Below are 23135 nucleotides of genomic sequence, written 5' to 3' on the forward strand. Positions count from 1 at the left end.
GATCCTGTTCCTACTTGCAGCCGGGCAGACCCGAGCTGTACACGTCGTCCGCTCCCAGGCGTGCTGCCTCGGTGAGCAGGACGTCCGCTTCCAGCTGACGGGACGCGGCGGCCGGCACACTGTCGCCGCCGAAGCGACGATCGGCAGGACGCTCGTACAGGCTGCCGCCACCGACCATGGCCTTCACCAGACGACGCTGACCCTCGACGGAGCGCTTGCGCGCCTGCGCGAGGTACGCCTCCCGCCTGTCCGCCGGGACTGCCTCGACGAACGCCTGCGGGTGCACGACGGCGATCAGTCCGGAGACGTGACCGAAGCCCAGGCTCGTGAGCAGACCGGCCTTCAGGGGGAACTGCTCACCGAATCGGAGCGGCTCCCGAGCCCACACGAGGTGTTCGAACTCGGCCATCTTCTCGTCGACGCAGTCGAGGCTGCGGTTCGGCGGGACGACACCGTTGTCCAGCACCTGGCAGAGACCGATCAGCTGGAATGCTGCGGCACCACCCTTGGCGTGTCCGGTGAGGCTCTTCTGCGAGACGACGAACAGTGGCGCACCTTCGCTGCGGCCGAGGGCCCCGGCGAGACGCTCGTGCAGCTCCGCCTCGTTGGGATCGTTGGCCGCGGTGGACGTGTCGTGCTTGGAAATCACCGAGATGTCGTCGGCACCGAGACCGAGCTTGCCGAGGGACTGAGCGAGCTGCGAATTCGCTCCCCCACGACCCGCACCGAGCGCACCGATTCCGGGAGCCGGGATCGATGTGTGGACACCATCCGCGAACGAGCTGGCGTAGGCAACCACACCGAGGACGGGCAGGCCCATCTCGAGTGCCACGTCACCGCGAGCGAGAAGGATCGTGCCGCCGCCGGCCGACTCCACGAATCCGCCGCGTCGACGATCGTTGGCCCGCGAGAAGCGGCGATCCTCGATTCCCTTGGCGTGCATGTCGTCGGTCTTCGCGGTGGCGGACATGTCACCGAATCCGATGATGCCTTCCGTGCTCAGATCGTCGAAGCCACCGGCAACGACCAACTGCGCCTTGCCGAGCTTGATCTTGTCGACGCCCTCTTCGACGGACACCGCAGCCGTGGCACACGCCGCAACCGGGTGAACCATGGCGCCGTAACCGCCGACGTAGGACTGGACGACGTGCGCCGCAATAACATTCGGCAGAGCTTCCTGCAGGATGTCGTTCGGCCGGTTCTCACCGAGCAGCGTGTCGATGTACAACGACCTCATCGAGCTCATGCCGCCCATGCCGGTGCCCTGGGTGTTGGCGACCAGCGAGGGGTGCACCCACCGCAGCAGTTCGCTGGGCGTGAACCCACCGGTGAGGAACGCGTCCACCGTGGCGACGATGTTCCACAGGCCCACGCGGTCGACGGAGTCGGCCATGTCGGCGGGGATGCCCCACTTCGTGACGTCGAATCCGGTCGGGATCTGACCACCCACGCTGCGCGTGAGCTTCATCTTGCGCGGCACGCGGATTTCGGTACCGGCCCGGCGGGTGACCTGCCAGTCCCCACTGTCCGGGACCGGAGTCGCGACCGTGTTGTCCGGATCGGCCTCGACGAAGGCCAGCGCCTCCGCCTCGGTGCTGACGACGAAGCTCAGGTCCTTGTCGAGGAAGACCGACGTGAGCAGCGGTGCGGTGTTATCGACCATCGCGCCTTCGTCCACGTAGCGGCGGATACCGCACCGTTCGACGACGGTGTCGTGGTACCGGTCCGCGATCTCGGCTTCCGGAACCAGTTCCCCGGTCTCGGCGTCGTACCACCCGGGCGACGGTGTGGTCTCCCACACGATCAGTCCGGTGTTCCACGCGAGTTCGAGAACGCCTGCCGCCGAAAGCTCTTCGTCGACCTCCATCTCGAAGCGGGTACGTGAGGAGCCGAACGGTCCGAGCTCACCGGCACCGACGATGACCACGAGGTCCTCCGGGGCCGCAGTGACTCCCGACCAGGCCGGTGCCGCCGACTCCGAGACCCGCGGCGGGGCGGGCAGAGCCGCGATGGTGTCGAGCTCAGCCGTGTCCTCGTCGGCCTCGGCAGCAGCAGCTTCCTGAGCCTGCTTCGCCAGCGCGGGCAGGTCCAGGTTCGCCTGGGCGAGTCCACCGGTCAGATCGGCGGCGAGCGGCTCGGCGCACGCGAGGCGACGTGCCTCGGGCTCGCACAACTGCAGCAGCTCGGTGGCCATTTCCTGGGTGGACCAGGTACGGACTCCGGCACCTTCGACGGCCTCGACGAGCGGGTCGTTGCCGCCCATCAGTCCGGTTCCGCGGACCCAGCCGATGAGAGCGTGCACCAGGGTGACGCGTTCGGCCCAGTTGCGCTCGGCCTTCCAGCGGCCGACCACTGCGTCGAGCGCGGCCTTGGCCTCGCCGTACGCGCCGTCGCCACCGAACAGACCGCGGTTCGGGGAGCCGGGCAGAACCACGTGCAGGTGAGTGTCGACGTCACGGTCGTAGCCGATCTTCGACAGTCCACCGATCAGGCGTTCCACCGACCACAGGAGAACTCGCATCTCCATTTCGGCGCGGGCGCCGGCGTCGGCCAGGTCACCGGCCACGCGGGGCGCGGCGAACGGGAACAGCAAGGTCGGGGTGACCGCTTCCTTGATGAGCTTCTTCGATCCACCGGCCGTTTCGTACTGGGCCTCACCGATCCACTCGATGAGCGCGTCGATGTCCGTGTACGACGCCATGTTCGCGGGAACCACCCACAGGGCGGCGCCGGCGCGAGCATTGCGGCGGTAGAGGTCGCGGTAGAAGCCGAGACGCTTGTCGTCGAGACGCGAGGTGGTCACGAAGACCGTCGCGCCGCCCGCGAGGAGCTTGCCTGCGACCGCGGCCGCGATGGACCCCTTGCTGGCACCGGTGATGACGGCGACCTGGTCTGCCCATTCCGGGGTCTCTTCGGTGACGACAGCTGCCGCCTCCGAACCGATTGCGGCTGCCGCCGCGGCGATACGCCCGTACTTCTCGGCCAGAGCCGCGCGACCCTCGTCGGTAGCGCGGGCCTGCCACCATGCGGCCTGCGCCGCAACTGACTTACCTGCACCGGCGAAACTTTCGATCTCGAGCGATCCCGAGCCGGCCGCGTCGATCCACAGACGGGCCAGATCCTCCCGGGCGGATGCCCAGCGGTCGTCGAGCAGGACCGCCCGCTTTCCGTCGAATGCGGGAGCCACCAGTCGCGGCCAGTCCGAACCGAGTTCCGCGGACACGAGGTCGACGAGTTCGGTGTCGGTCGGCGCCGCTGCCGTCGCCGTGTCACCGGCGAAGCCGAGCTGCTCGAGCACGAGGCGGGCGGCCGAGGCCAGCACGCCGTCGCGGCCCGTGATGTGCTCGGTGAACTCACCCAGTGCCGCGGCGTCGACGGTGCCACCGGCTCCGCCACCCGTTGCCGGGAGCGAAACGCTGATCCCGCGGCGCGAGGCCACTGCGGCGACTGCGCTGTCGATGACAGCGTCTACTGCGGCGCCGTCGGCGAGACCGCCGCCTGCGAGGCCACCGAGGTCACCGCCGCGGATGCTGGAACCGTCGCGGGTTCCGAGCGCCACCTCCGCGGTGACGTGGTGCGCCCAGCCGTCACCCAGCTCCCAGACCTTCTTGACTCGGTCCGCGATGGCCGCCGGACGTCGACCCGAGGGGCCGAAGACCTTGCGGAGGTGATCGTTGATCGAGTCGGACAGCACCGGCCCGAAGGGCTTGTACGTACGGGCCAGCGAGTCGACCGTGGCAGCCAGCGAGCCCATGTCGGCGTCGGCGGCACCGTCGATCGCGCCGAGCGAGAGCTCGGAACCGAGGTCGACGAGCAGCTGGTTACGCCGCGAGGACACGCCGTCGCACAGAGCCTCGATCGTGTCGACGGGGCCGACCTGATCGGGACGCAACTTGGTCCACAGGCTGATCAGAACCTTGGTGGCGTCGGCTGCCTTGAAGGCGATGTCGTCGGGACGCGGACCACCCGAGGGGGCTGCCGCGGGGGCCGGAGCGGCAGCGGGGGCTGCCGACGCGGCGGGCGCCTCGGCTGCCGGTGCTGCCGGCTCGTCGTCTTCGACCGGCGCCGGATCCACGTCGGTGGAGTACACGATGGCGGCTTCACGCTCGATGTTGAGGACCTCGACCGGGTAGCCGAAGCGTCCCGGCAACTTGAGGGTCTGCGAGGCGAGGTTCGCGACGGTCGGGACGGAGCCCAGACCGATCTCGACGAAGCGCTCGACACCCAGTCCACCTTCGGACTCGTCGGCGAACAGCAGGTCCTGCGTCTCGATCCACCGGACCGGGCTCGCGAACTGCCAAGCCAGAAGCTCGGTGAGCACGATGCGCGTGAGCTGCGACGGCTGCGCCGCCCACGAATCGAAGTCCTTCAGAACCTTCTGCAGCGGCTTCGACGGCACGAGGTCCGCGATCTCCTGCACGAACTCACGCTTCAGCGAGAACGGCTTCGGCACGAGGTTCGGAATGTAACGCCCGATCAGGATGGCCGGGTCGATGTCCTGCGGAAGCAGTTCTTCGAGGCGACCACGGAAGTCGTCGACACCGCCGCGCAGAACCGTCGAGTGGAAGGGGACGTCGATGCCCGGGACCATGATGTAGGCGCGCTTGCCGCCGAAAGCCTCACGGCGGACGTCGATTTCCTTCTCGAGCGCGTTGAGTCCGGCCACCGTGCCCGCGATGGCGTACTGCGAGCCACGCAGGTTCAGGTTCACAACCTGCAGGAATTCGCCTGTTGCCGCGGCGATCTCACCGATGAACGACTCGACGTCCTCGTCCGCGAGACCGATCTGCGACGGCCGGATAGCGGCCATCCGGTAGTCGGAGCGCCCGGCCTCGTCGCGCGGCACGAGGGCGTGCATGGCGGAACCACGCTGGAAGACCACCTCGAGAACGGCTTCCAGGGGAAGCACACCGGCGACCGCCGCGAGGGCGTTGTATTCACCGACCGAGTGGCCTGCGAGCAAGGCACCCTCGACGAAGGCACCGGACTCGCGGAGCTCGGCGACCTGAGCCACACCGAGCGTCGCCATCGCGACCTGGGTGAACTGGGTCAGGTGCAGGACACCGTCCGGGTGCTTGTGCTCGACACCCCGGGCCTTGACGACCGTCGGGTTGTCGCGGACCACGGCGAGGATCGAGAAGCCGAGAGCCTTGCGGGTGTGCTTGTCGGCGCGGTCCCAGATCTCGCGGGCGGCCTTGGAGCGGGCGCGGGCGTCGAGGCCCATGCCGGGACGCTGGATGCCCTGTCCGGGGAACGCGTAGACGGTTTTCGGAGCCGCGGTGCGACCCGTTGCGACCATCACCAGTTCACCGTCGATGCGGCACCCGACCTCGACGATCTCGGCGCCACGATCCACGGCGACGCGGTCGACGCGGACGTCGATCTCGGCGCCGGGGCGGACCATCCCGAGGAAGCGGGCGGTCCAGGCGGTGAGACGGCGCGGCGGCGTCTTGGTCTCGGCCGGGTCCACGGCGGTGACGACCTGCTGGGCTGCGGCCGAGAGCCACATGCCGTGCACGATCGGGCTGCCGAGGCCGGCGAGGAGCGCGGCGTTGTCGGAGGTGTGGATCGGGTTGTGGTCACCCGACACCTGAGCGAAGGAGCCCATGTTGCGGGGCGCGACGATGGTGGTGTCGCGGCGACGACGACGCGGGGTGTCCACGGCCTCGTCACTGAGCGAACCACCGGCGCGGGGCGGATCGGACAGCTCGCCCTTGCCGGTGCGGCCGCGGATGGCGAAGCGCTCCGAGAGGGTGACGACGGCGGGGGCGTCGAGGCCCTCACCGAGCATGGCGCCGACCTCGACCTTGACCTCGACGACGCGGCCCAGATCGGTGTCGAGCACCGAGGCGACCTCGGCCTTGACGACGAGAATACTGGTCTCCGAAGGCAATTCACCCACGAAGTCGACGCTGTGATCGAGGTGGACCAGGTCGAGCATGCCTTCGATGACCGAGAGCGAGTCTTCGGTCTTCGCGGCACCGAGCACGGCGAACACGGCCGGCCAGCAGGCGCCGACGACCACGTCCGGGACCGCCTTGCCACTGACGCTCAGCGTCGTGGGCAGACCCGAACCGGTGACACCGGCGTGGTCGGCGATCAGATCCGGGGTCCAGGCCAGGTTGAGGCGAGCGACACCGTTCTTGACGGCCGGCAGTTCCTGACCGGCCGCGACCGCGAGGAGTGCGGTCATCGACTTCTCGGCATCGGCCTCGGTGACCAGGGGTGCGCCACCGTCCGCGACGGAGGCCGGAACGGTGATGGTGATCTGGACGGACTTGCCCGCCACCAGCGGAACAGTGAGGAGCACCTGCTCGTCGCCGATCACGGAGAGCTCGGCACCGGTGGTCTCGTGCACCGCGCGGGTGTCGGATTCGACCGACCACTTGTCGAGGTCGCCGAGCCGGCGAACCGGGTTCAGAGTCAGACGCGAGGCCCACTGGATGTCGGGAGCCGACAGGACGGTGTCGAGCAGGCCCCGCGCGATGTCGGCGTGACGGCGCGCGAGCAGCGACAGCGGTGACGCACCGGCGGTGACCAGCTCGTCGTAGGTGGCCTTCTCGAAGCGGTCGAGCAGCTCACCGACGGGCTCGTCGACGCGCGTGATGCCGGCGACGGCGACGGTGCCGGGGATGACGCAGACCTGGTCCGCGGTGTAGCGGGGGTCGTGTGCCTGCCACAGCGAATCGGAGCGCCACCAGCGGCGGACGTCGCCGTCCACCACGGGAACGAAGTTGACCGGCTTGCCGGGCGTCTTGCAGAGCGAGACGAAGAACGACACGTCGGCGGGGTGCAGAACCGTGGTCGCGTAGTCCGGGTACTGAGCCTGCAGTGCGCAGATGGCAGCCTCGGGACGCTCCAGGATCGCGTCGTCGGCGAACAGGGTGGGGATCGGTCCGCGGTCGACCGGGTGCAGACGCGACTCGGTGCGCTGCAGCATCTCACCGAAACGCTTGCGCCAGGTGATGTCGAGCCAAGGGCTGGTGGTGGCCTCGTCGATGGCGTCCTGCAGGTCGGAACCGCAGTCGAATGCCTTCGCGGCGTCGATGCCGACGGCCAGTTCGAGGTAGCGGCGCAGCCACTGCTCGTACGTCATCGTCTCGACGTCGCCGAAGTACGGCTTCGCCGTGACGTTCAGTGCCTCGATGATCTCGTCGCGACGCGCGGCAACGGCGTCGGCGTCACCGGCGACCTCGTCCAGCAGGCGGCCCGTGCGGGACGCGGCGTTGTCGATCTCGTGGATGTCGGCGCCGAGCTGGCTACGACCGGAGGCCATACCGCCCTCGGCGGTGCCCGCACCGACCCAGTCCGCCGTACCGGGGGTGTCGACGAGGAGCTGCTTCACCTCGGGAGACGTGGTCGCCTCGAGTGTGGCCATGGCGGCGGTACCGACCAGGATGCCGTCCAGCGGCATCGCCGGGAAGCCGTGCGCGACGGACCAGCGGCCTGTCAGGTAGTCGGCAGCCTGCTCCGGCGTGCCGATGCCGCCACCGACGCACAGGACCAGGTTCGGTCGGGTACGCAGCTCGGCGTAGGTGTCGAGGAGCAGGTCGTCGAGGTCTTCCCACGAGTGGTGACCACCGGCGCGGCCGCCCTCGATGTGGGCGATGACGGGGAACGAGGGAACCTCGTTGGCGATGCGGATCACCGAACGGATCTGCGCGACCGTGCCCGGCTTGAACGCAATGTAGCTGAATCCGGCCTCGGTGAGGTCCTCGATGATCGAGACGGCATCCTCGAGCTCCGGGATGCCGGCGGTGACGACGACGCCGTCGAACGGGGCACCGGCGGCGCGGGCCTTGGGGACGAGGCGCTTGCCACCGACGTGGAGCTTCCACAGGTAGGGGTCGAGGAACATCGAGTTGAATTGCACGGCCCGACCCGGCTCGAGCAGCCCGGTGAGCTCCTCGACGTGGTCGGCGAAGATCTGCTCGGTCACCTGGCCACCACCGGCGAGCTCGGCCCAGTGACCTGCGTTGGCAGCTGCGGCGACAATCTTCGGGTCGACCGTGGTGGGGGTCATGCCGGCGAGCAGGATCGGCGAACGACCGGTCAGCTTGGTGAATGCGGTCTCGACGCCGATACGTCCGCCGGGCAGCGCGACCGGCTTCGGAAGGAATTCGGTCCACGCAGCGGGCACCTCGGGTGCCGCACCCGGAGTGAGCAAGTTGCGGTGGCCGCCGCGGGTGGCAGCGGCGACGATGCCGACGCCCTGCCCTCGCACGCTGGCCGACGTCATGCGGGTGAGGAGGTCACCGGGTCCGAGATCGAGGATCCAGGAGGCGCCGGCGTCGATGGTGCTGTCGACGGCCTCGACCCAGTCGACGGGGTCGACGAGGCAGGCACTCGTGAGGGCGCGAGCCTTGTCTTCATCGAGACCGCAACGGGCGGCCCACTGGCCGACGATATCGACGGTCTCCGCGAGAGCCGGGTGGTGGAAGCCGATCTCGACGGGGAGCGGCTCGAACACGGGCGAGAAGATGGAGCCGCCACGCTTCTTGGCGTCGCGCTCACGGGCTTCGTCCGCCTCGATCTGCTCGCAGCGCTGCTGCACCCGTGCCAGCTGGGCCGGCGGGCCGGACAGCACGACGCGGCGCCGGGCGTTACGGATGCCGAGTACAGCGGCGCGCTCGGGCTCGAGGCCCTCGGCGAGCTCTTCGACGATCTGACGCAGGCGCGCCGGGTCGACGTTGGACACGGCAAGCATCGGGGTGGAGTCGGCCGCAGAGATCACTCCGCGACGACGACCCACCAGTCCGGCAGCGGCACCGATCAGCTGAGCGAGGGCGAGAAGTTCGCCGTCCTTGTTGCCGGAGGTCGCAACGGCCTCCGCAGCGAGAAGTCCTTGGGAGTGGCCGATCACCGACACGGGTGCCGTCACGGTGGGATCGAGGCCCTGAGCCGCCAGCGCACGCAGCGCGGCGATCTGTGTCAGGAAGACACCGGGAAGGGAGACTGCTGCAGACGTGAGAGCAGCGGCTGAAGGTCCGGCCGCCGGGGCACCGTCTTCTTCGTCGGCGAGTTCCTGCTCGAGGATCCACGCGATGGGGTCGAATCCGACCGGACGCACGACGAGCAGCTCCTGCGCCACCGGGGCGAGGTACTCGGCGGCCTCGTTCACGAGCTTGGTCAAAGCCGGCTCGAGACCGTTGTCGCGGCTCAGCTCCTCGAGCGAGCTCAGCCAGGGCGCACCCTGGCCACCGAAGGCGAGGGCATACGATTCGCCGCCGACCAGACGGTCGGCGAGTGTGGTCTTGCTCGACGACCGAGTGTCGTCCCGGTCTACGCCGATGCGCCGCGAACCCTTCGAGTTTCTTCCATTTCCTGCGGGTGTCGTGTCGTCAATCGTCACGCGTAAGTCCTCTCCTGGTCACCCCTACGGGGAGGTGGGGATTGCTGGTCTGCCGCCCTCGGCATCGTGTGCCTGCTGCATCGGCTCTGATCAGCACTTCCGGGCTGTACAAGGTTGACACAGAATCATGAGGAATTCCTCACGTTCGCGGCGAGTGCAGCGCCATGAGCTCGACATGGCGCCACATACGCGTGATGTCGATCACAGAGCGTTCGAAAAGTGACTCTCGGGTAGGTCACGTCGTCGCTGGACGCGGCGGTGCAAGGACGTCCTAGAACCTGAGGAAAGCCTCATATTAATCGTTATCAATCTGTTACCACCTTGACGAAGCGCCTAGGTCGTGCCCATCCGCCGTGACGTCACCGTGTCCGGCCGGCTCGATCCTCGAGCGTGTCGGACCCTCGAACTAATGTTCGAGTCGATCCACGCACACACATCGTTCTCCGGGGGGAAACAATGAGCACTGCACACGTTCGTGACCTGATCGACTACATCGCCGCGGAACTACCTCCGGGCGCATGGCCACACTGGACGGAGGGCTGGCCGCGCGAGATCGAGGCCGGGCTGCTCGACGCGGCGTTCTCCGCCCGCGCCACCTACGGCACGCCGGCTTCCGGGGTGCGTGCCGTCATAGGGCGCTGGCGCGCGCACCGAGGCGTGCCGCTCGACGACCTCGAAGACCTGTCCGAGTACGCCGACGACCCAGCGGAGCTGATCGCCGTGCTGGGCAACCGGCAGCGGGTCCCGGGCAACTACACCACCAAGGCGGAGGCCGTCGCACTTGCCGCCCGCTCGCTGGTCACCGCCGGACGCAGGCAGTCCTCCGACTTGCGGGACGACGACGTGCTCCGCTCTGCACTCGTCCAGATCGCCGGCTTCGGCAGCGCCACATGGGAGTGCTTCGTGGTGCAACTCGGCCTTCACACTCCCGAAAGCCGTTGCCTCCTCCACGATTTCGTCATCGACGCTGTTGCGCCAGAGGTGGAGGTGACGAATGCGATGGCCGAGGAACTCCTCGCGGCCGCCGCCGTCCGTTTCGATGTCACCGCGGCCACCCTCTCCCACGCGATCTGGCGGTACCAGCGAGCTCAGCGACGGCTTACGGGTGCACGGTGAAGTACACCCGGGAGGTTCTCGAGCGGGCGGTCGCAGAATCGACGAGTTACGCAGGCGTCATGCGCTACCTCGGACTGAAACCCGCGGGTGGAACACACGCTCACCTGAGTCGGCGGATCAGAGCGCTCGAGATTGACACCTCCCACTTCACGGGACAGGCGCACACGAAGGGTAAACCTGCCCGCAATCGAATGACTTGGCAGGAGATACTGATTCGTCGCCCACCCGGCAGCGGACGCGTTCAGCCTCACCTACTGCGACGGGCTCTGATCGAGGCAGGAGTGGCGTACGCATGCGCGACTTGCGGTGTGAAAGGTGAGTGGTGCGGACGCCCGCTGATACTGCACGTGGACCACATCCGTGGAGACCCACTGGACTCCCGCTTGCGGGAAGTTCGATTTCTGTGCCCCAACTGTCACAGCCAGACTGCGTCATGGGCAGGGCGCAAGAGCCGCGACAGGAGTGAGCGCGCCGGCTGACGTGCGCGTGCTGGGGTGCCTTGTCCATGGCGTAGTCTGTCATCGCGCGCGAGTGGCGTAATCAGGCAGCCGCGTCAGGTTTAGGTCCTGATGTCCGAAAGGGCGTGGGGGTTCGAATCCCCCCTCGCGCACGGTTCGGGTCGGTGTGGGCGTGTGACCGCGCCCATACCGCCCACCTCTCCTAGCAGGGCAATCACCGTTTCGGGTACCGTCGTCATCGTGTCCGGAAACCGTAGACGAAGCCGACCTGCACTCGTGCTGCTGGTGGTCGCCGGGGCTGCGACGTGCCTCGCGCTGGGTTGGTGGCAGTGGGAGCGCTTCGAAGCGGTGGGGGGCAACGGTCAGAACCTCGGGTATGCGTTCCAGTGGCCTTTGTTCGCGGTGTTCTTCATCTACGCGTATCGGCGTTTCGTGCAGCTCGAGGACGCCGATCCGGCGGAGGCAGAGAAGGCAGCCGACGAGGTGCGGGAAATTCCGGCCGATGTGCTCCCCCCTCGTCCCACGGTCGACGCAGTCGCCGCCGAAGACGGTTCGGATGACCTCGAAATTCTCCAGGTTCAGCAGTACAACGAGTATCTCGCCGAGCTGGCAGCTCGCGAGAACGATAGGAGCACCACGTGAGCACGGGTCAGGACGAGACTGTGTCCGGTTCGGTCGTCGACGCGGACAAGCGTAAGAAGATCGCTCCCGCGCTGCTGCGCTACCGGGTTCTTGCCTATGCCACCGGTGTGTGGCTGCTCGTCCTCACAGCGGAAATGGTCGCCAAGTACATCTTCCAGGTCGAGAATCTGCCCACGTGGATTGCCGTAGTGCACGGTTGGGTGTACTTCGTCTACCTGCTGGTCACGCTGGATCTGGCAGTGAAGGTCCGCTGGCCCGCGGGTCGCACCGTCGGAACACTGCTCGCCGGGACCATTCCGTTCCTGTCGTTCTACGTGGAGCATCAGCGCACCAAGCAGGTCCGTTCCGACTTCGGGATCTGATCAGTGTTCGAATAGTCGGCGTTGATCAGCCGGTCACATGATGACCGGCTGACCTGTAATCACAGCGATCACGTAGACCAACCATCCGAGCGGTGTTTGCGGCACCATCATCGGAGACATGAAACCCTCCCGTCCACATTTGTCGTACCCGACGGGCGTCAGCTCTCGGCGAGCTTGGCCAGCGCGGGAATGAGCTGGGTCAGTGCGCGACCTCGATGTGAGGCCGCGTCCTTTTCCTCCGGCGACAACTGTGCTGCCGAGCGGCTACTTCCTTCCGGCACGAACACCGGGTCGTAACCGAATCCTCCGTCACCGACCGGCTCGCGGGCAATAGTCCCCCGCCACTCACCGCGGACCACCGTCTCCTCCCCACCGGGCACAACCAGCGCGCACGCGGAGACGAACGCCGCTCCCCTACGATCGTCGGGAACGTCACCGAGCTGCGCGAGGACCAGCGCCGTGTTGGCCTCGTCGCGGCCGTGCGTGCCGGACCACCGCGCCGACAACACGCCGGGCATGCCGTTCAGGGCATCCACTTCCAGGCCCGAATCATCTGCCACACAGGCCAACCCGGTGGCCCGAGCCCCGTCGCGCGCCTTCGCCAGCGCGTTCTCCTCGAACGTCGCCCCTGTCTCGGGAGCTTCGGGATAAGGAGGTACGTCATCGAGACCGACCAATTCGACACCCTTCACCCCCGCGGCGTCGAGTACTCGATGGAGCTCCCGGAGTTTCTTCGCGTTGCGGCTGGCCACGAGCACCCGTGTTCCCGGCACCGGACTAGCTCCCGAACTTCTTCTTCGGCACCACGACCTTGGGTTCGGGCAGGACGCCGGGATACGGCAGTTCCAGTGCGGTCTTCTGGATTTCGAACAATTGCTCGCAACCCGCGAGAGCCGAATCGAGAAGTTTGTCGAGGGTGCTGCGCGGGAAGGTGGCTCCTTCACCGGTGCCCTGGATCTCGACGAGAGTGCCCGTGTCGGTGGCCACCACGTTCATGTCGACCTCTGCCCTGGAATCCTCCTCGTAGGGCAGATCGAGTCGAACACGACCATCGACCACGCCGACACTCACCGCGGCGATTCCGCAGGAAATCGGTTGCGGATCTGCGAGCCGGCCTGCCGCCCGCAGATACGTGACTGCGTCGACCAGCGCGACATAGGCTCCGGTGACGGCGGCGGTGCGGGTTCCCCCGTCCGCTTGCAGGACATCGCAGTCGAGCGCGATGGTGTTCTCGCCGATGGCGGCGAGGTCGATGCACGCGCGGAGGGAACGGCCGATCAATCGGCTGATCTCCTGGGTCCGGCCACCCACCTTGCCCTTCACGGACTCACGTCCGCTGCGGGTGTGGGTGGCAGCGGGAAGCATCGCGTACTCAGCGGTCAGCCAGCCCAGCCCGGAGCCCTGACGCCACCGGGGCACGCCGTCCTCGACGCTTGCCGTGCACATCACTCTGGTGTTGCCGAATTCGACCAACACCGATCCTGCGGGGTGTGTGGTGAAGCCGCGGGTGATCTTGACCTCGCGGAGTTCGTCGTCCGCCCTACCGTCATCTCGTGTTGTCACAGCCGAAAGCCTAGTCGTCCGGTCCGAGAGCCCGGGCACACGGCTTCAGACGTCGTAGACGCCGCTCGCGGTCACCGCGTGAACCGGACCGGAGAACTCGGCCTTGGCCTCGGCGATCACATCTTCCCGCGAGGTCCAGGGTGGGATGTGCGTGAGCAGCAGTTCCCCGACCTCGGCGCGGCGGGCGACCTGGCCGGCTTCGGTGCCGGAGAGATGCACCCCCTTCGGCCGATCCGGGCTGTGCGTCCACGACGCCTCGGCGAGCAGGACGTCGGCCCCGCGGGCCAGTTCGACCACTTCTTCGCACATGCCGGTGTCACCGCTGTACACGAGAGTGCGGCCGGTGCCGTCGGTCACGCGGAGTCCGTACGCCTCCGGCGGATGGTTCACGCGGCGGGCGGTGATGGTGAGGTCACCGAAGGTGACGGGAACGCCGTCCGCCCAGTGGCGCAGTTCGATCGTGTCGGAAATGTCGTCGATGTCGCCACCACATTCCGCTGACGCCACTCCGATCCGGCGAGCGGTGTCGGACGGTCCGTAGACGAGGGCCCGACCTTCCGGCGGGTGCGGATGGTAGCGGCGCCAGACGAGCAGCCCGGGAAGGTCCAGGCAGTGATCGGCATGCAGGTGGGTGAGGAACACGGACACCTCACCGGGATCGGCGAATTTCTGGAGAGCACCGAGGACACCGGGCCCGAAGTCCATTACCAGCGGCGGAGTGTCCGGCGCCGTCAACAAATAGCCCGATGCGGGTGAGTCTGGTCCGGAGACGCTGCCTGAACACCCCAGGACGGTAATGCGCATACCCGCCATGCTGCCATGGCGACCCGTCGCCGAAAAAGCTTCCGCCGGAATTGGCGCGTCGACTTCACAACTGATGACCGACTGTGACCTAGCCGCAAGATCGGGCTATGTTCGCCCAGGCAAGCCGCCCTCGGTAGCCGCCTCCGACCGACTTTCGACTACCGCCGGGCCCGCCGTGGACAACCGCCCGCTGCCGGGGCGTGGTGACCCCGGCGGGCAACAGTCAGGTGAGGGAACGCGGCCCGACCGACTTCTGGGCGCGCTCTCTGCGGGCGTCCGCCGAGAGCGCCCAGGCGGCGAGCACTCCCCCGATCGCGCCGAAGAGGTGACCTTGCCAGGAGACGTGCGGCTGGCTGGGCAGTACGCCCCACAACATGCCGCCGTAGAAGACGAACACCACGACACCGAGCAGAATCTGGCCGAAATGCCGGGTGAACAGCCCGCGCACCAGGAGATACGCCAACCATCCGAAGATCAGAATGGAGGATCCGATGTGGTTGTCGAATGCGCCACCTGTCAGCCAGGTGCCGACACCCCCGATCACCCAGATGATCCCGGTCGCCGCGAGTCCTCTGGCCACCCCGGACAGCAGCACGAGGAAACCGAGCACGATGAGGGGAATGGTATTGCCGATCAGATGATTCCAGTCGTCGTGTAAAACGGGCGCGAAGAGAATGCCCCACAGACCGTCTACCGATCGCGGCAGTACCCCGTTCCTCTCGAGGACCTCGCCCGAGACCACGTCGACGACCTCGATCGCGTACAGCAGGACGGTGAAGACGCCGATCACGACGGCCGACTGCAGCCACAGCGGCCGCTTCTGCTGCGGCTGCACCGGATCGATCGACGAAGTCATGCTCCACGCACCGTTCTCATCACGCCCACAGCTGCCCTTCCAGTGCTTCCTCGGCTTCTTCGACCGTACCGCCGTACGCGCCGGTGGACAGATATTTCCAGCCGCCGTCGGCCACGATGAAGGCGATGTCCGCGGTTCGTTCGGCCTTCACGGCCTTACGCGCGACTCCGAGTGCTGCGTGCAGGATGGCCCCGGTCGAGATACCGGCGAAAATCCCCTCCATCTCGATCAGCTCACGGGTCCGGCGTACCGCGTCGGCGGGGCCCACCGAGAATCGCGAGGTGAGCACCGCCTCGTCGTAGAGTTCGGGAACGAAACCCTCGTCGATGTTGCGGAGCCCGTACACCAGTTCTCCGTACCGCGGTTCCGCCGCGACGATTTCGATGCCGTCGACGTGTTCGCGTAGGAAGCGCCCGGTACCCATGAGCGTTCCAGTCGTGCCGAGCCCGGCCACGAAGTGAGTGATCTCGGGCAGGTCGCGCAGAATCTCGGGCCCGGTGGTGTCGTAATGCGCCTGTGCATTGGCGGGGTTGCCGTATTGGTAGAGCATCACCCACTCGGGATGCTCGGCGGCCAGTTCTTTGGCCACCGCGACGGCCTGGTTGGAGCCGCCGCGCGCGGGTGAGTCGATGATCTGTGCCCCGAACATGGTCAGAAGCTGACGGCGCTCCACGGACGTGTTCTCGGGCATCACGCAGATCAGTCGGTACCCCTTCAATTTCGCAGCCATTGCGAGGGAGATTCCGGTGTTGCCGCTGGTGGGTTCGAGGATGGTGGCGCCCGGCGCCAGCACCCCGTCCCGTTCGGCCTCTTCGATCATGCGCAGTGCAGGCCGGTCTTTCACCGAGCCCGTCGGGTTACGGTCCTCGAGTTTCGCCCACAACCGGACCGGGGCATCCCCGGTCCAGCGCGGCGACAACCGGGGCAGTCCGACGAGGGGTGTGTTCCCGAGCGTCTCGATCAGCGACTCGAACCGGGCCATCGGCTGCGATCAACCTCCCGCGACGGCAGGGAGGATGGTGACCGAGTCTCCGTCGGCCACCTCGGTCTCGAGTCCGCCCGAGAATCGGACGTCCTCGTCGTTGACGTACACGTTCACGAATCGGTGCAGACGTCCGTCGTTGATCAGGCGCTCCTTGATGCCGCCGTAGTTGACGTCGAGATCGTCGATGACGGCAGAGAGAGTGGGACCTGTTGCCTCTACTCGCTTTTCACCGCCGGTGTGCGCGCGGAGGATGGTAGGGATCGAAACGGTGACAGCCATGGTCGGCTCCTCGAGGTGTGAGATTTTCCGGCACGGACCCGTCCGCGGAGGACGGCGGGGTCACTTGTCGGGAACGTCTGCCACGGACGTGTGGGCGAACTTGTAACTTTGCACCACATCGACGGGTTCCTCGGTGACCTCGCCGTCGAGAATGCGGTAACTGCGGAGGTCGTGGCTGTCGGGGTTCCGCGTGGAGATCAGCACGTAGTGCGCATCCGGTTCGGACGCGAAGGAGATATCGGTTCTACTCGGATATGCCTCGGTGGCGGTATGCGAGTGGTAGATCACCACGGGAACCTCGTCGGCCTCCTCCATCGCCCGCCACACCCGAAGTTGCTCCCCCGAATCGAAGCGGTAGAACGTCGGAGACCGCTCCGCATTGATCATCGGAATGTGCCGTTCGGGGCGATCGGAGCCCTCGGGCCCCGCGATGACACCGCACGCCTCGTCCGGATGATCCGCCCGGGCATGCGCCACCATTCCGTCGACGAGATCTGCTCGAATCACCAACACGTCAGCCACCTCCGTGAGCGCCATCCTAAGTGCGGACGGGCCGGTCGGCCACCGGCCCTCAGGAACGCAGTGCTGAGGGAAACAGTTCGCGGTAGGTGGGAATTCCCGCGACCGCGGTGGCACTGAGAACGGCATCGACGACGGCTCGCTCCACCACGTCTGCGGCGGCCGAACATACCGCGTCGAGAATGGGCAGGTCCGGCGGGAAGGCGTCCGGCACGCCCGCGAGGGGTCCGGTCCGGTGGTATCCCGTGGACACGGCGAAAATCGTGTCTCCGTCGAGGGGGGAATGCGCGGGACGAATCGCGCGGGCGAGTCCGTCGTGGCCCGCGACGGCGATGCGACGACACGCAGCCTTATCGAGGGCTGCGTCGGTGGCAACGACTCCGATGGTGGTGTTGAGGACCGTCCCCTTGGCCACGAGATCGTTGGCCGCAGACAGTTCGGCGGTGGCCGGTACGCGCAGCCCGAATGCGGCGGCGCCGGCGGTGGCGACTCCCCACGGAAGTCCGGTCCTGGGGTCGAAAACGGATCCGACGGGGTTCGCGACGATCAAGGCAGACACCGCGACGCCCTGGGCCGGGCCGTCGGTGATGACCACCCCGGCGGTGCCGACACCACCTTTCACGGCCCCCGCCCGCGCTCCCACCCCGGCGCCCACGGATCCGCAGAGCACCGACGACGAAGCGGAGTCCGATGCGAGGTAACCGAATTCGGCGGTGGGACGTCGAGTCCAGTCTCCCACCGGGAGGTCGAAGATGACCGCACCCGGCACTATCGGAACCACCTGACCCGGCTGACCCATGGCGATTCCGTGGCCGTGTTCCTCGAGCCAGCGCATGACGCCGTCCGCAGCGGCGAGACCGAAGGCGCTGCCGCCGGTCAGAAGGATCGCGTGAATCTTCTGCACGCTGTGACTGGGATCGAGGAGGTCCGTTTCCCGGGTGCCCGGGCCTCCGCCGCGGACGTCGACGGCCGCGGTGACGCCGTTTGGTGCCAGCACCACCGTGCATCCCGTCGCCGCACCGCTGCCGAGCGTGGCGTCGGAGTCTACTTCGTGGTGGTGGCCCACGCGCAGTCCGGCGACATCGACGAGCGAGTCGGTCCGTCCCGGCGTCGTCGAGGTCACGGAGCGAGTACCTGAACCAGCGAATCCTGCATCCACGTCAGCCAGTGATAGATGTCCAGATGGGGCGCGCGCGGATCGTCGGGATCCAGTTCGTCGGGCGTGTCCGCGTCGATGCCGAGGTTGGTACCCAATGCCAGCCGGACGTCGTTGAGCCCGCTCAGCCAGGCGTCGGCCTGTTCCGGCGTCAGCAGCACCTTGCCGCCGTTCTCCGGAACGGTGTGGAGGATGACGGAGCCGGCGGCCATCTTCGCGTCGATGATCTCCGGCTCATGAAGTCCACGTAGCGCTCCGTTGATGTCCGCCTTCGCCTCCGCCCGCCCATCCGCGTCGTCCGGCGCGTCGGCACCGGGCCGATGGAAGTCCGGCAACAGCCGCGCGAGCACCTCCTCGTCGGGCGGTGTCGTGTGGCCGGTGCGCATCCCGGTGAGGGCGGCGAGTTCGTCCTCGGGAGCAGAACGGGCGCGTTCGTCGAGGAGACCGAGGACGGAGGCGACCAGCGACCGCAACACCGTCGCCTCGTGGGCATCCATCTCCGACCGCAACTTCACGCCGCCGAGCGAGTTCTTCCTGGTCCACATCCGCACGTCGGGTACCGATTTCCTCACTGTCGAACGAATAGATCACTGTCGAACGAATAGTTGACTGTCGACTGGATACTTAGCTGCTGTCCCGCTGCATGGTGGCCCAGAGGCCCGCCGCATGCAGCTTGCGTACGTCGTTCTCGACCTTGTCCCGGGAACCGCTCGACACGACGGCCTTGCCTTCGGAGTGCACCTGCATCATCAGTTCCGTCGCCTTGGCCTTGCTGTATCCGAACAGCTTCTGGAATATGTAGGTGACGTAGTGCATGAGATTCACGGGGTCGTCCCACACCACGGTCACCCAGGGGCGATCGCTGACGTCCTCGACCTCGACGGCTTCCGATTCTGCAGGAGTGACCTGCGGCGATGCCGGCACGGCATCCACGAATGGTGCTGTCGTCGAGCGAGAAGCCATGACACCAGGGTACGACGAGCTCACATCCCGCGACACCGCGGCTTAGAGTGGCCGGGTGTCCCGAGACAGCAGCGCATTGTTCACCGATCAGTACGAGTTGACGATGCTGTCGGCGGCCCTCGCCGATGGTTCTGCGCATCGCCGGTGCAGTTTCGAGGTCTTCGCCCGGCGCCTGCCCGACGGTCGTCGGTACGGGGTGGTCGCCGGTACCTCGCGACTGCTCTCCGCCTTGGCGACCTTTCGTTTCGGGGACGCCGAGATCGATGTGGTGTCACGTTTCCTCGACGACGCGACCGTGGCGTGGCTGCGCACGTACCGCTTCACCGGGGACATCGACGGTTACCGCGAGGGTGAGCTCTATTTCCCCGGCTCGCCGATCCTCTCGGTGAGCGGAACGTTCGCCGAGTGCGTGGTGCTCGAAACACTGATCCTGTCGATCCTCAACCACGACAGCGCGATAGCTTCGGCTGCCGCGCGGATGGTCAGCGCTGCGGACGGTCGCCCCATGATCGAGATGGGCTCGCGGCGCACACACGAGGAGTCTGCCGTCGCGGCGGCACGCGCCGCATACCTCGCGGGCTTCACCGCCACGTCCAACCTCGAGGCTGTACGCAGGCACGGTGTACCCGGCGCGGGTACCAGCGCACACGCGTTCACCCTGCTGCACACCACCGCGGACGGACCCGACGAGGCCGCCGCCTTCCGCGGTCAGGTGGCGGCGCTGGGTGTGGGAACCACCCTGCTCGTCGATACCTACGACATCACGAGTGGCGTGAAGACCGCCGTCGATGTCGCGGGAACCGAATTGGGCGGCGTCCGGATCGACTCCGGCGACCTCGGTGTCCTGGCCCGTCAGGTTCGCCGACAACTCGACGACCTAGGCGCCACGAAGACCAAGATCGTCGTTTCCGGAGACCTCGACGAGTACGCCATCGCGGCGTTGCGCGCCGAACCGGTCGACGTGTACGGGGTGGGCACCGCTGTCGTCGTGGGCTCTGGTGCCCCCACCGCCGGAATGGTCTACAAGCTCGTCGAGGTGAACGGCATTCCCGTCGAGAAGCGGAGCAGTCTGAAAACGTCGCGGGGTGGCGCGAAGCGGGCGGTCCGCTTCTCCCGCGATACCGGGACCGTCGTGGAGGAAGTGATCTACCCGGCGCGCGGGCCCCGACCCGAACAGAACGGGCTCGAGGCCCGCGACCTGCTCGTTCCGCTGGTGCGCGGTGGCGAGGCCGTCGCGGACGCCGATACCCTGGAAGAGAGTCGATCGCTACTTGCGGCAGGCTTGGTAAGTCTGCCGTGGGAGGGGTTGAAGTTGTCCCACGGCGATCCGGCTGTCCCCACCCGGTTCGCCGACACCGACAGCCGCGCCATCCAGGGAAGGACGTTGTGAGCGACACCGAGAGCATCCGAGCGCGCCGTGCGCTGCTCGTCGTCGACGTGCAGAACGACTTCTGCGAGGGCGGGGCCCTTGCCGTCCAGGGCGGTTCCGCGGTCGCAGCCGGCATCAGTCGCTTCCTCGACACTGCCGACTACGACGCTGTCGCCGCGACCATCGATCATCACATCGATCCGGGTCACCACTTCGCCGACGAACCGGACTTCGTGGACACCTGGCCCGTGCACTGCAAAGTGGGTACGCCGGGAGTGGAATTTCATCCCGACCTGGACACGAGCCGTATCGCCACGGTTTTCTCCAAGGGAGAGTTCTCCGCGGCCTATTCCGGCTTCGAGGGCAGGAATCCCGAGGGCTGGGGACTCGAGAAGTGGTTGCACGACGCCGGGATCACCGACGTCGACATCGTCGGTATCGCCACCGATCACTGCGTGCGAGCCACGGCACTGGACGCAGCGAAGGCCGGGTTCACCACCCGGGTACTGCTGCCCCTCACTGCGGGTGTCTCTCCGACGACCGTCGAGTCGGCGCTGACCGAGATGCGCGCCGCAGGCGTGCACCTGCAGGGCCGTGACCGAGACGCCTCTTGCGATGGCGGAGCGATTTCTGACGTAGGTCCCGAGTAACCTGCTCGGGTGCCCGAAAACCTTCCCAACGTCCCCGAGCTGTTGCGCACGGCGGTGCGATCGCTGGGTGGTGCAGAACGATCGAACCAGCTCACGATGGCGTCGGCCGTCGCGCATTCGATCGACACCGGGGAGCATCTGGCCGTGCAAGCCGGAACCGGCACCGGCAAGTCGCTGGCCTACCTGGTGCCGAGCGTGCGGCATGCGGTGCAGAGTGGGAAGACGGTGGTTGTCTCGACGGCCACCATCGCACTGCAACGCCAGCTGATCGATCGCGACATGCCGCGTCTCGCCGACGCCCTCGAGGACTCTCTCGGCAGGCGGCCGCACTTCGCGATCCTCAAGGGGCGCAACAACTATCTGTGCATGAACAAGATCCACACGGGAGCCGCCGACGAACCGCCGACGGACGAGCTGTTCGACCCCTTCGCGGTCTCACGCCTCGGCCGGGAGGTGCAGCGGCTCACCGAGTGGTCCTCGGAAACCGACACCGGTGACCGCGACGATCTGGCCCCCGGCGTCAGCGACAAAGCGTGGCGGCAGGTCAGCGTCACCGCGCGCGAATGCCTCGGCAAGTCCCGGTGCCAGGTCGGTGAGGACTGCTTCGCCGAGCGTGCCCGCTCGGAGGCGTCCCAGGTAGACGTCGTCGTCACCAATCACGCGCTGCTGGCCATCGACGCCATCACGGGAATTGCGATCCTCCCCGAGCACGACGTCGTGGTCATCGACGAGGCCCACGAGTTGGTGGATCGCGTCACGAATGTCGCCACCGCCGAACTCGCCGCATCGACGATCAGCGCCGCAGCCCGCCGGTGCACCAAACTGGTCGAGGAGCAGGACGCGGATCGCCTCGAAGCAGCAGGCGAAGGATGGGCGGCGCTTCTCGAGGAACTACGACCGGAGCGGTGGGAGGCGCTGCCACCGGGTGCGGCACCTGCGCTCGCTGCTGTCCGTGACGCCGCCTGGTCACTGCGCACAGCCATCGGTCCGTCACGTCCGGGCATGGCGCTGAGCGATCCCGAGGCCGCCGCCGCACGTAACACCGCCCTGGCAGCGGTGGAGGAAGTGCACGACAGCGCCGTCCGGGTGCTCAGCGCGTTCGACGAGCCGGATCCCGCCCAGCGACGGGACGTCGTCTGGCTGGCCGCGGACGACAATCGGGGTTCGGTCCGGCGGGTCGTGCGGATGGCTCCGTTGTCTGTGGGCGGCCTCCTACGGTCGCGGCTGTTCGCCGAGTCGACGGTGGTCCTTACGTCCGCCACTCTCACGGTCGGCGGCTCCTTCGACGGTCTGGCGGTCAATTGGGGACTTCCGGCCGAATCGTCCGTCGTCATCGATCCGGCATTGGCCACCGGCACCGAGGCACCGTCGGACGCGGGCACTCTGAAATGGAATGCGCTGGACGTCGGCTCGCCGTTCGATCACGCACGCGCCGGAATTCTCTACATCGCCAAGCACCTTCCGCCGCCGGGTCGCGACGGTCTGGTTCCCTCCTACCTCGACGAGATCGCCGAACTGGTCGCCGCTGCCGGCGGACGCACACTCGGCCTGTTCTCCTCGATGCGCGCGGCCAAGGCGGCCGCCGAGGCCATGCGTGAGCGTCTCGACACTCCCGTCCTCTGCCAAGGTGACGACTCCACCGGAGCCCTGGTCCGAGCCTTCGCCGGCGACGAACCGACATCCCTGTTCGGCACGCTGTCACTGTGGCAGGGCGTCGACGTGCCGGGCCCGTCCCTCAGTCTCGTCATCCTCGACCGCATTCCCTTCCCGCGCCCCGACGACCCCCTACTGGTGGCTCGGCAGAAGGCTGTGGAGTCTCGTGGAGGCAACGGATTTCTCTCGGTGGCGGCCAACCACGCCGCACTGCTCCTCGCCCAGGGAGTGGGCCGCTTGCTGCGCAGCGTCGACGACAAAGGTGTTGTCGCCGTGCTGGATCCACGTCTGGCGACCGCACGATACTCCGGATATCTCCGCGCGTCGCTGCCGCCGTTCTGGGAGACGTCCGACCCCGAGGTCGTGCGCAAGGCCCTGGGCAGAATTCGGGACTCGCGTAGTTGATCG

The 23135-nt window shown here is 67.3% G+C and carries 18 protein-coding genes and 1 tRNA gene; 8 read left to right on the forward strand and 11 right to left on the reverse strand.

Features of this window, described 5'->3' with window-relative positions:
* Positions 1–10: 10 nt before the first annotated feature.
* Positions 11–9352, reverse strand: coding sequence for a polyketide synthase (locus tag L1080_RS14535; protein ID WP_308202143.1), 9342 nt, complete (start codon positions 9350–9352; stop codon positions 11–13).
* Between the two features lie 456 nt (positions 9353–9808).
* On the opposite strand from L1080_RS14535, the gene L1080_RS14540 reads away from it, so the two are divergent.
* The 5 genes from L1080_RS14540 to L1080_RS14560 all read left to right on the forward strand — a co-directional run bounded on the left by L1080_RS14540 (position 9809) and on the right by L1080_RS14560 (position 11930).
* Complete coding sequence (locus tag L1080_RS14540; RefSeq protein WP_250771239.1) at positions 9809–10468, forward strand: hypothetical protein; 660 nt, start codon at positions 9809–9811, stop codon at positions 10466–10468.
* Positions 10465–10947, forward strand: a complete 483-nt coding sequence (locus L1080_RS14545) for an HNH endonuclease signature motif containing protein (RefSeq protein WP_159921266.1) — start codon at positions 10465–10467, stop codon at positions 10945–10947. Before L1080_RS14540 ends, L1080_RS14545 begins: the two co-directional genes overlap by 4 nt.
* Positions 10948–10993: 46 nt before the next feature.
* A tRNA-Leu gene (locus tag L1080_RS14550) sits at positions 10994–11078 on the forward strand.
* An 88-nt stretch (positions 11079–11166) separates the two neighbouring features.
* A complete protein-coding gene (locus tag L1080_RS14555; protein ID WP_159921264.1) occupies positions 11167–11568 on the forward strand; it encodes a transcriptional regulator in 402 nt (133 codons plus the stop codon).
* Complete coding sequence (locus L1080_RS14560; protein WP_109328772.1) at positions 11565–11930, forward strand: DUF3817 domain-containing protein; 366 nt, start codon at positions 11565–11567, stop codon at positions 11928–11930. The genes L1080_RS14555 and L1080_RS14560 overlap by 4 nt, the downstream gene beginning before the upstream one ends.
* A gap of 158 nt (positions 11931–12088) precedes the next feature.
* On the opposite strand, the gene rdgB is transcribed toward L1080_RS14560, so the two are convergent.
* The 10 genes from rdgB to clpS form a co-directional block, all read right to left on the reverse strand.
* Positions 12089–12703 carry an RdgB/HAM1 family non-canonical purine NTP pyrophosphatase gene (gene rdgB / locus L1080_RS14565; protein ID WP_159921262.1) on the reverse strand — a complete coding sequence of 205 codons (615 nt, stop codon included), beginning with the start codon at positions 12701–12703 and terminating at the stop codon, positions 12089–12091.
* Between the two features lie 4 nt (positions 12704–12707).
* Positions 12708–13493: a ribonuclease PH gene (rph, locus tag L1080_RS14570; RefSeq protein ID WP_159921260.1), complete on the reverse strand. Its 786-nt coding sequence runs from the start codon at positions 13491–13493 to the stop codon at positions 12708–12710.
* A 45-nt stretch (positions 13494–13538) separates the two neighbouring features.
* A complete protein-coding gene (locus L1080_RS14575; RefSeq protein ID WP_204164907.1) occupies positions 13539–14297 on the reverse strand; it encodes a cyclic nucleotide-degrading phosphodiesterase in 759 nt (252 codons plus the stop codon).
* A 223-nt stretch (positions 14298–14520) separates the two neighbouring features.
* The gene (locus L1080_RS14580) at positions 14521–15153 is read right to left on the reverse strand and encodes a rhomboid family intramembrane serine protease (RefSeq protein WP_250771236.1); all 633 of its coding nucleotides are present in this window, start codon (positions 15151–15153) and stop codon (positions 14521–14523) included.
* A 19-nt stretch (positions 15154–15172) separates the two neighbouring features.
* Positions 15173–16135: a PLP-dependent cysteine synthase family protein gene (locus L1080_RS14585; RefSeq protein ID WP_159921254.1), complete on the reverse strand. Its 963-nt coding sequence runs from the start codon at positions 16133–16135 to the stop codon at positions 15173–15175.
* Between the two features lie 9 nt (positions 16136–16144).
* Entirely contained in the window at positions 16145–16417 is a 273-nt protein-coding gene (locus L1080_RS14590; RefSeq protein WP_109328760.1) for a MoaD family protein, read from the reverse strand.
* Between the two features lie 60 nt (positions 16418–16477).
* Complete coding sequence (locus L1080_RS14595) at positions 16478–16930, reverse strand: M67 family metallopeptidase (RefSeq protein ID WP_459031040.1); 453 nt, start codon at positions 16928–16930, stop codon at positions 16478–16480.
* Positions 16931–16988: 58 nt separating this feature from the next.
* Entirely contained in the window at positions 16989–18059 is a 1071-nt protein-coding gene (locus L1080_RS14600) for a P1 family peptidase (protein WP_250771230.1), read from the reverse strand.
* Positions 18056–18643 (reverse strand): oxidative stress transcriptional regulator AosR, encoded by a 588-nt coding sequence (gene aosR / locus L1080_RS14605; RefSeq protein ID WP_109328756.1) that lies wholly within the window; start codon positions 18641–18643, stop codon positions 18056–18058. Before aosR ends, L1080_RS14600 begins: the two co-directional genes overlap by 4 nt.
* Before the next feature lie 73 nt (positions 18644–18716).
* A complete protein-coding gene (gene clpS, locus L1080_RS14610) occupies positions 18717–19055 on the reverse strand; it encodes an ATP-dependent Clp protease adapter ClpS (protein ID WP_159921250.1) in 339 nt (112 codons plus the stop codon).
* A 55-nt stretch (positions 19056–19110) separates the two neighbouring features.
* Between clpS and L1080_RS14615 the strand changes: the two genes are divergently transcribed.
* From L1080_RS14615 to L1080_RS14625, 3 genes are read left to right on the forward strand one after another with little or no spacing between them, the layout of a single operon-like run.
* Entirely contained in the window at positions 19111–20445 is a 1335-nt protein-coding gene (locus L1080_RS14615) for a nicotinate phosphoribosyltransferase (RefSeq protein WP_268962581.1), read from the forward strand.
* On the forward strand, positions 20442–21074 hold the full coding sequence (locus tag L1080_RS14620; protein WP_250771227.1) for a nicotinamidase: 633 nt from the start codon (positions 20442–20444) through the stop codon (positions 21072–21074). Before L1080_RS14615 ends, L1080_RS14620 begins: the two co-directional genes overlap by 4 nt.
* Positions 21075–21083: 9 nt before the next feature.
* Complete coding sequence (locus L1080_RS14625) at positions 21084–23132, forward strand: ATP-dependent DNA helicase (RefSeq protein WP_250771225.1); 2049 nt, start codon at positions 21084–21086, stop codon at positions 23130–23132.
* The last annotated feature ends 3 nt before the right edge of the window (positions 23133–23135 follow it).

The sequence above is a fragment of the Rhodococcus sp. MSC1_016 genome, assembly GCF_023667485.2.
GTDB classification, from domain to species: domain Bacteria; phylum Actinomycetota; class Actinomycetes; order Mycobacteriales; family Mycobacteriaceae; genus Rhodococcus_F; species Rhodococcus_F oxybenzonivorans.

Bases quoted from the DNA above. Each gene is read 5' to 3' on its own strand.
- L1080_RS14585 (WP_159921254.1), bottom strand. From the start codon at position 16,135: ATGGCCCGGTTCGAGTCGCTGATCGAGACGCTCGGGAACACACCCCTC.
- clpS (WP_159921250.1), bottom strand. From the start codon at position 19,055: ATGGCTTCTCGCTCGACGACAGCACCATTCGTGGATGCCGTGCCGGCA.
- L1080_RS14590 (WP_109328760.1), bottom strand. From the start codon at position 16,417: ATGGCTGTCACCGTTTCGATCCCTACCATCCTCCGCGCGCACACCGGC.
- L1080_RS14575 (WP_204164907.1), bottom strand. From the start codon at position 14,297: ATGCGCATTACCGTCCTGGGGTGTTCAGGCAGCGTCTCCGGACCAGAC.
- L1080_RS14580 (WP_250771236.1), bottom strand. From the start codon at position 15,153: ATGACTTCGTCGATCGATCCGGTGCAGCCGCAGCAGAAGCGGCCGCTG.
- L1080_RS14540 (WP_250771239.1), top strand. From the start codon at position 9,809: ATGAGCACTGCACACGTTCGTGACCTGATCGACTACATCGCCGCGGAA.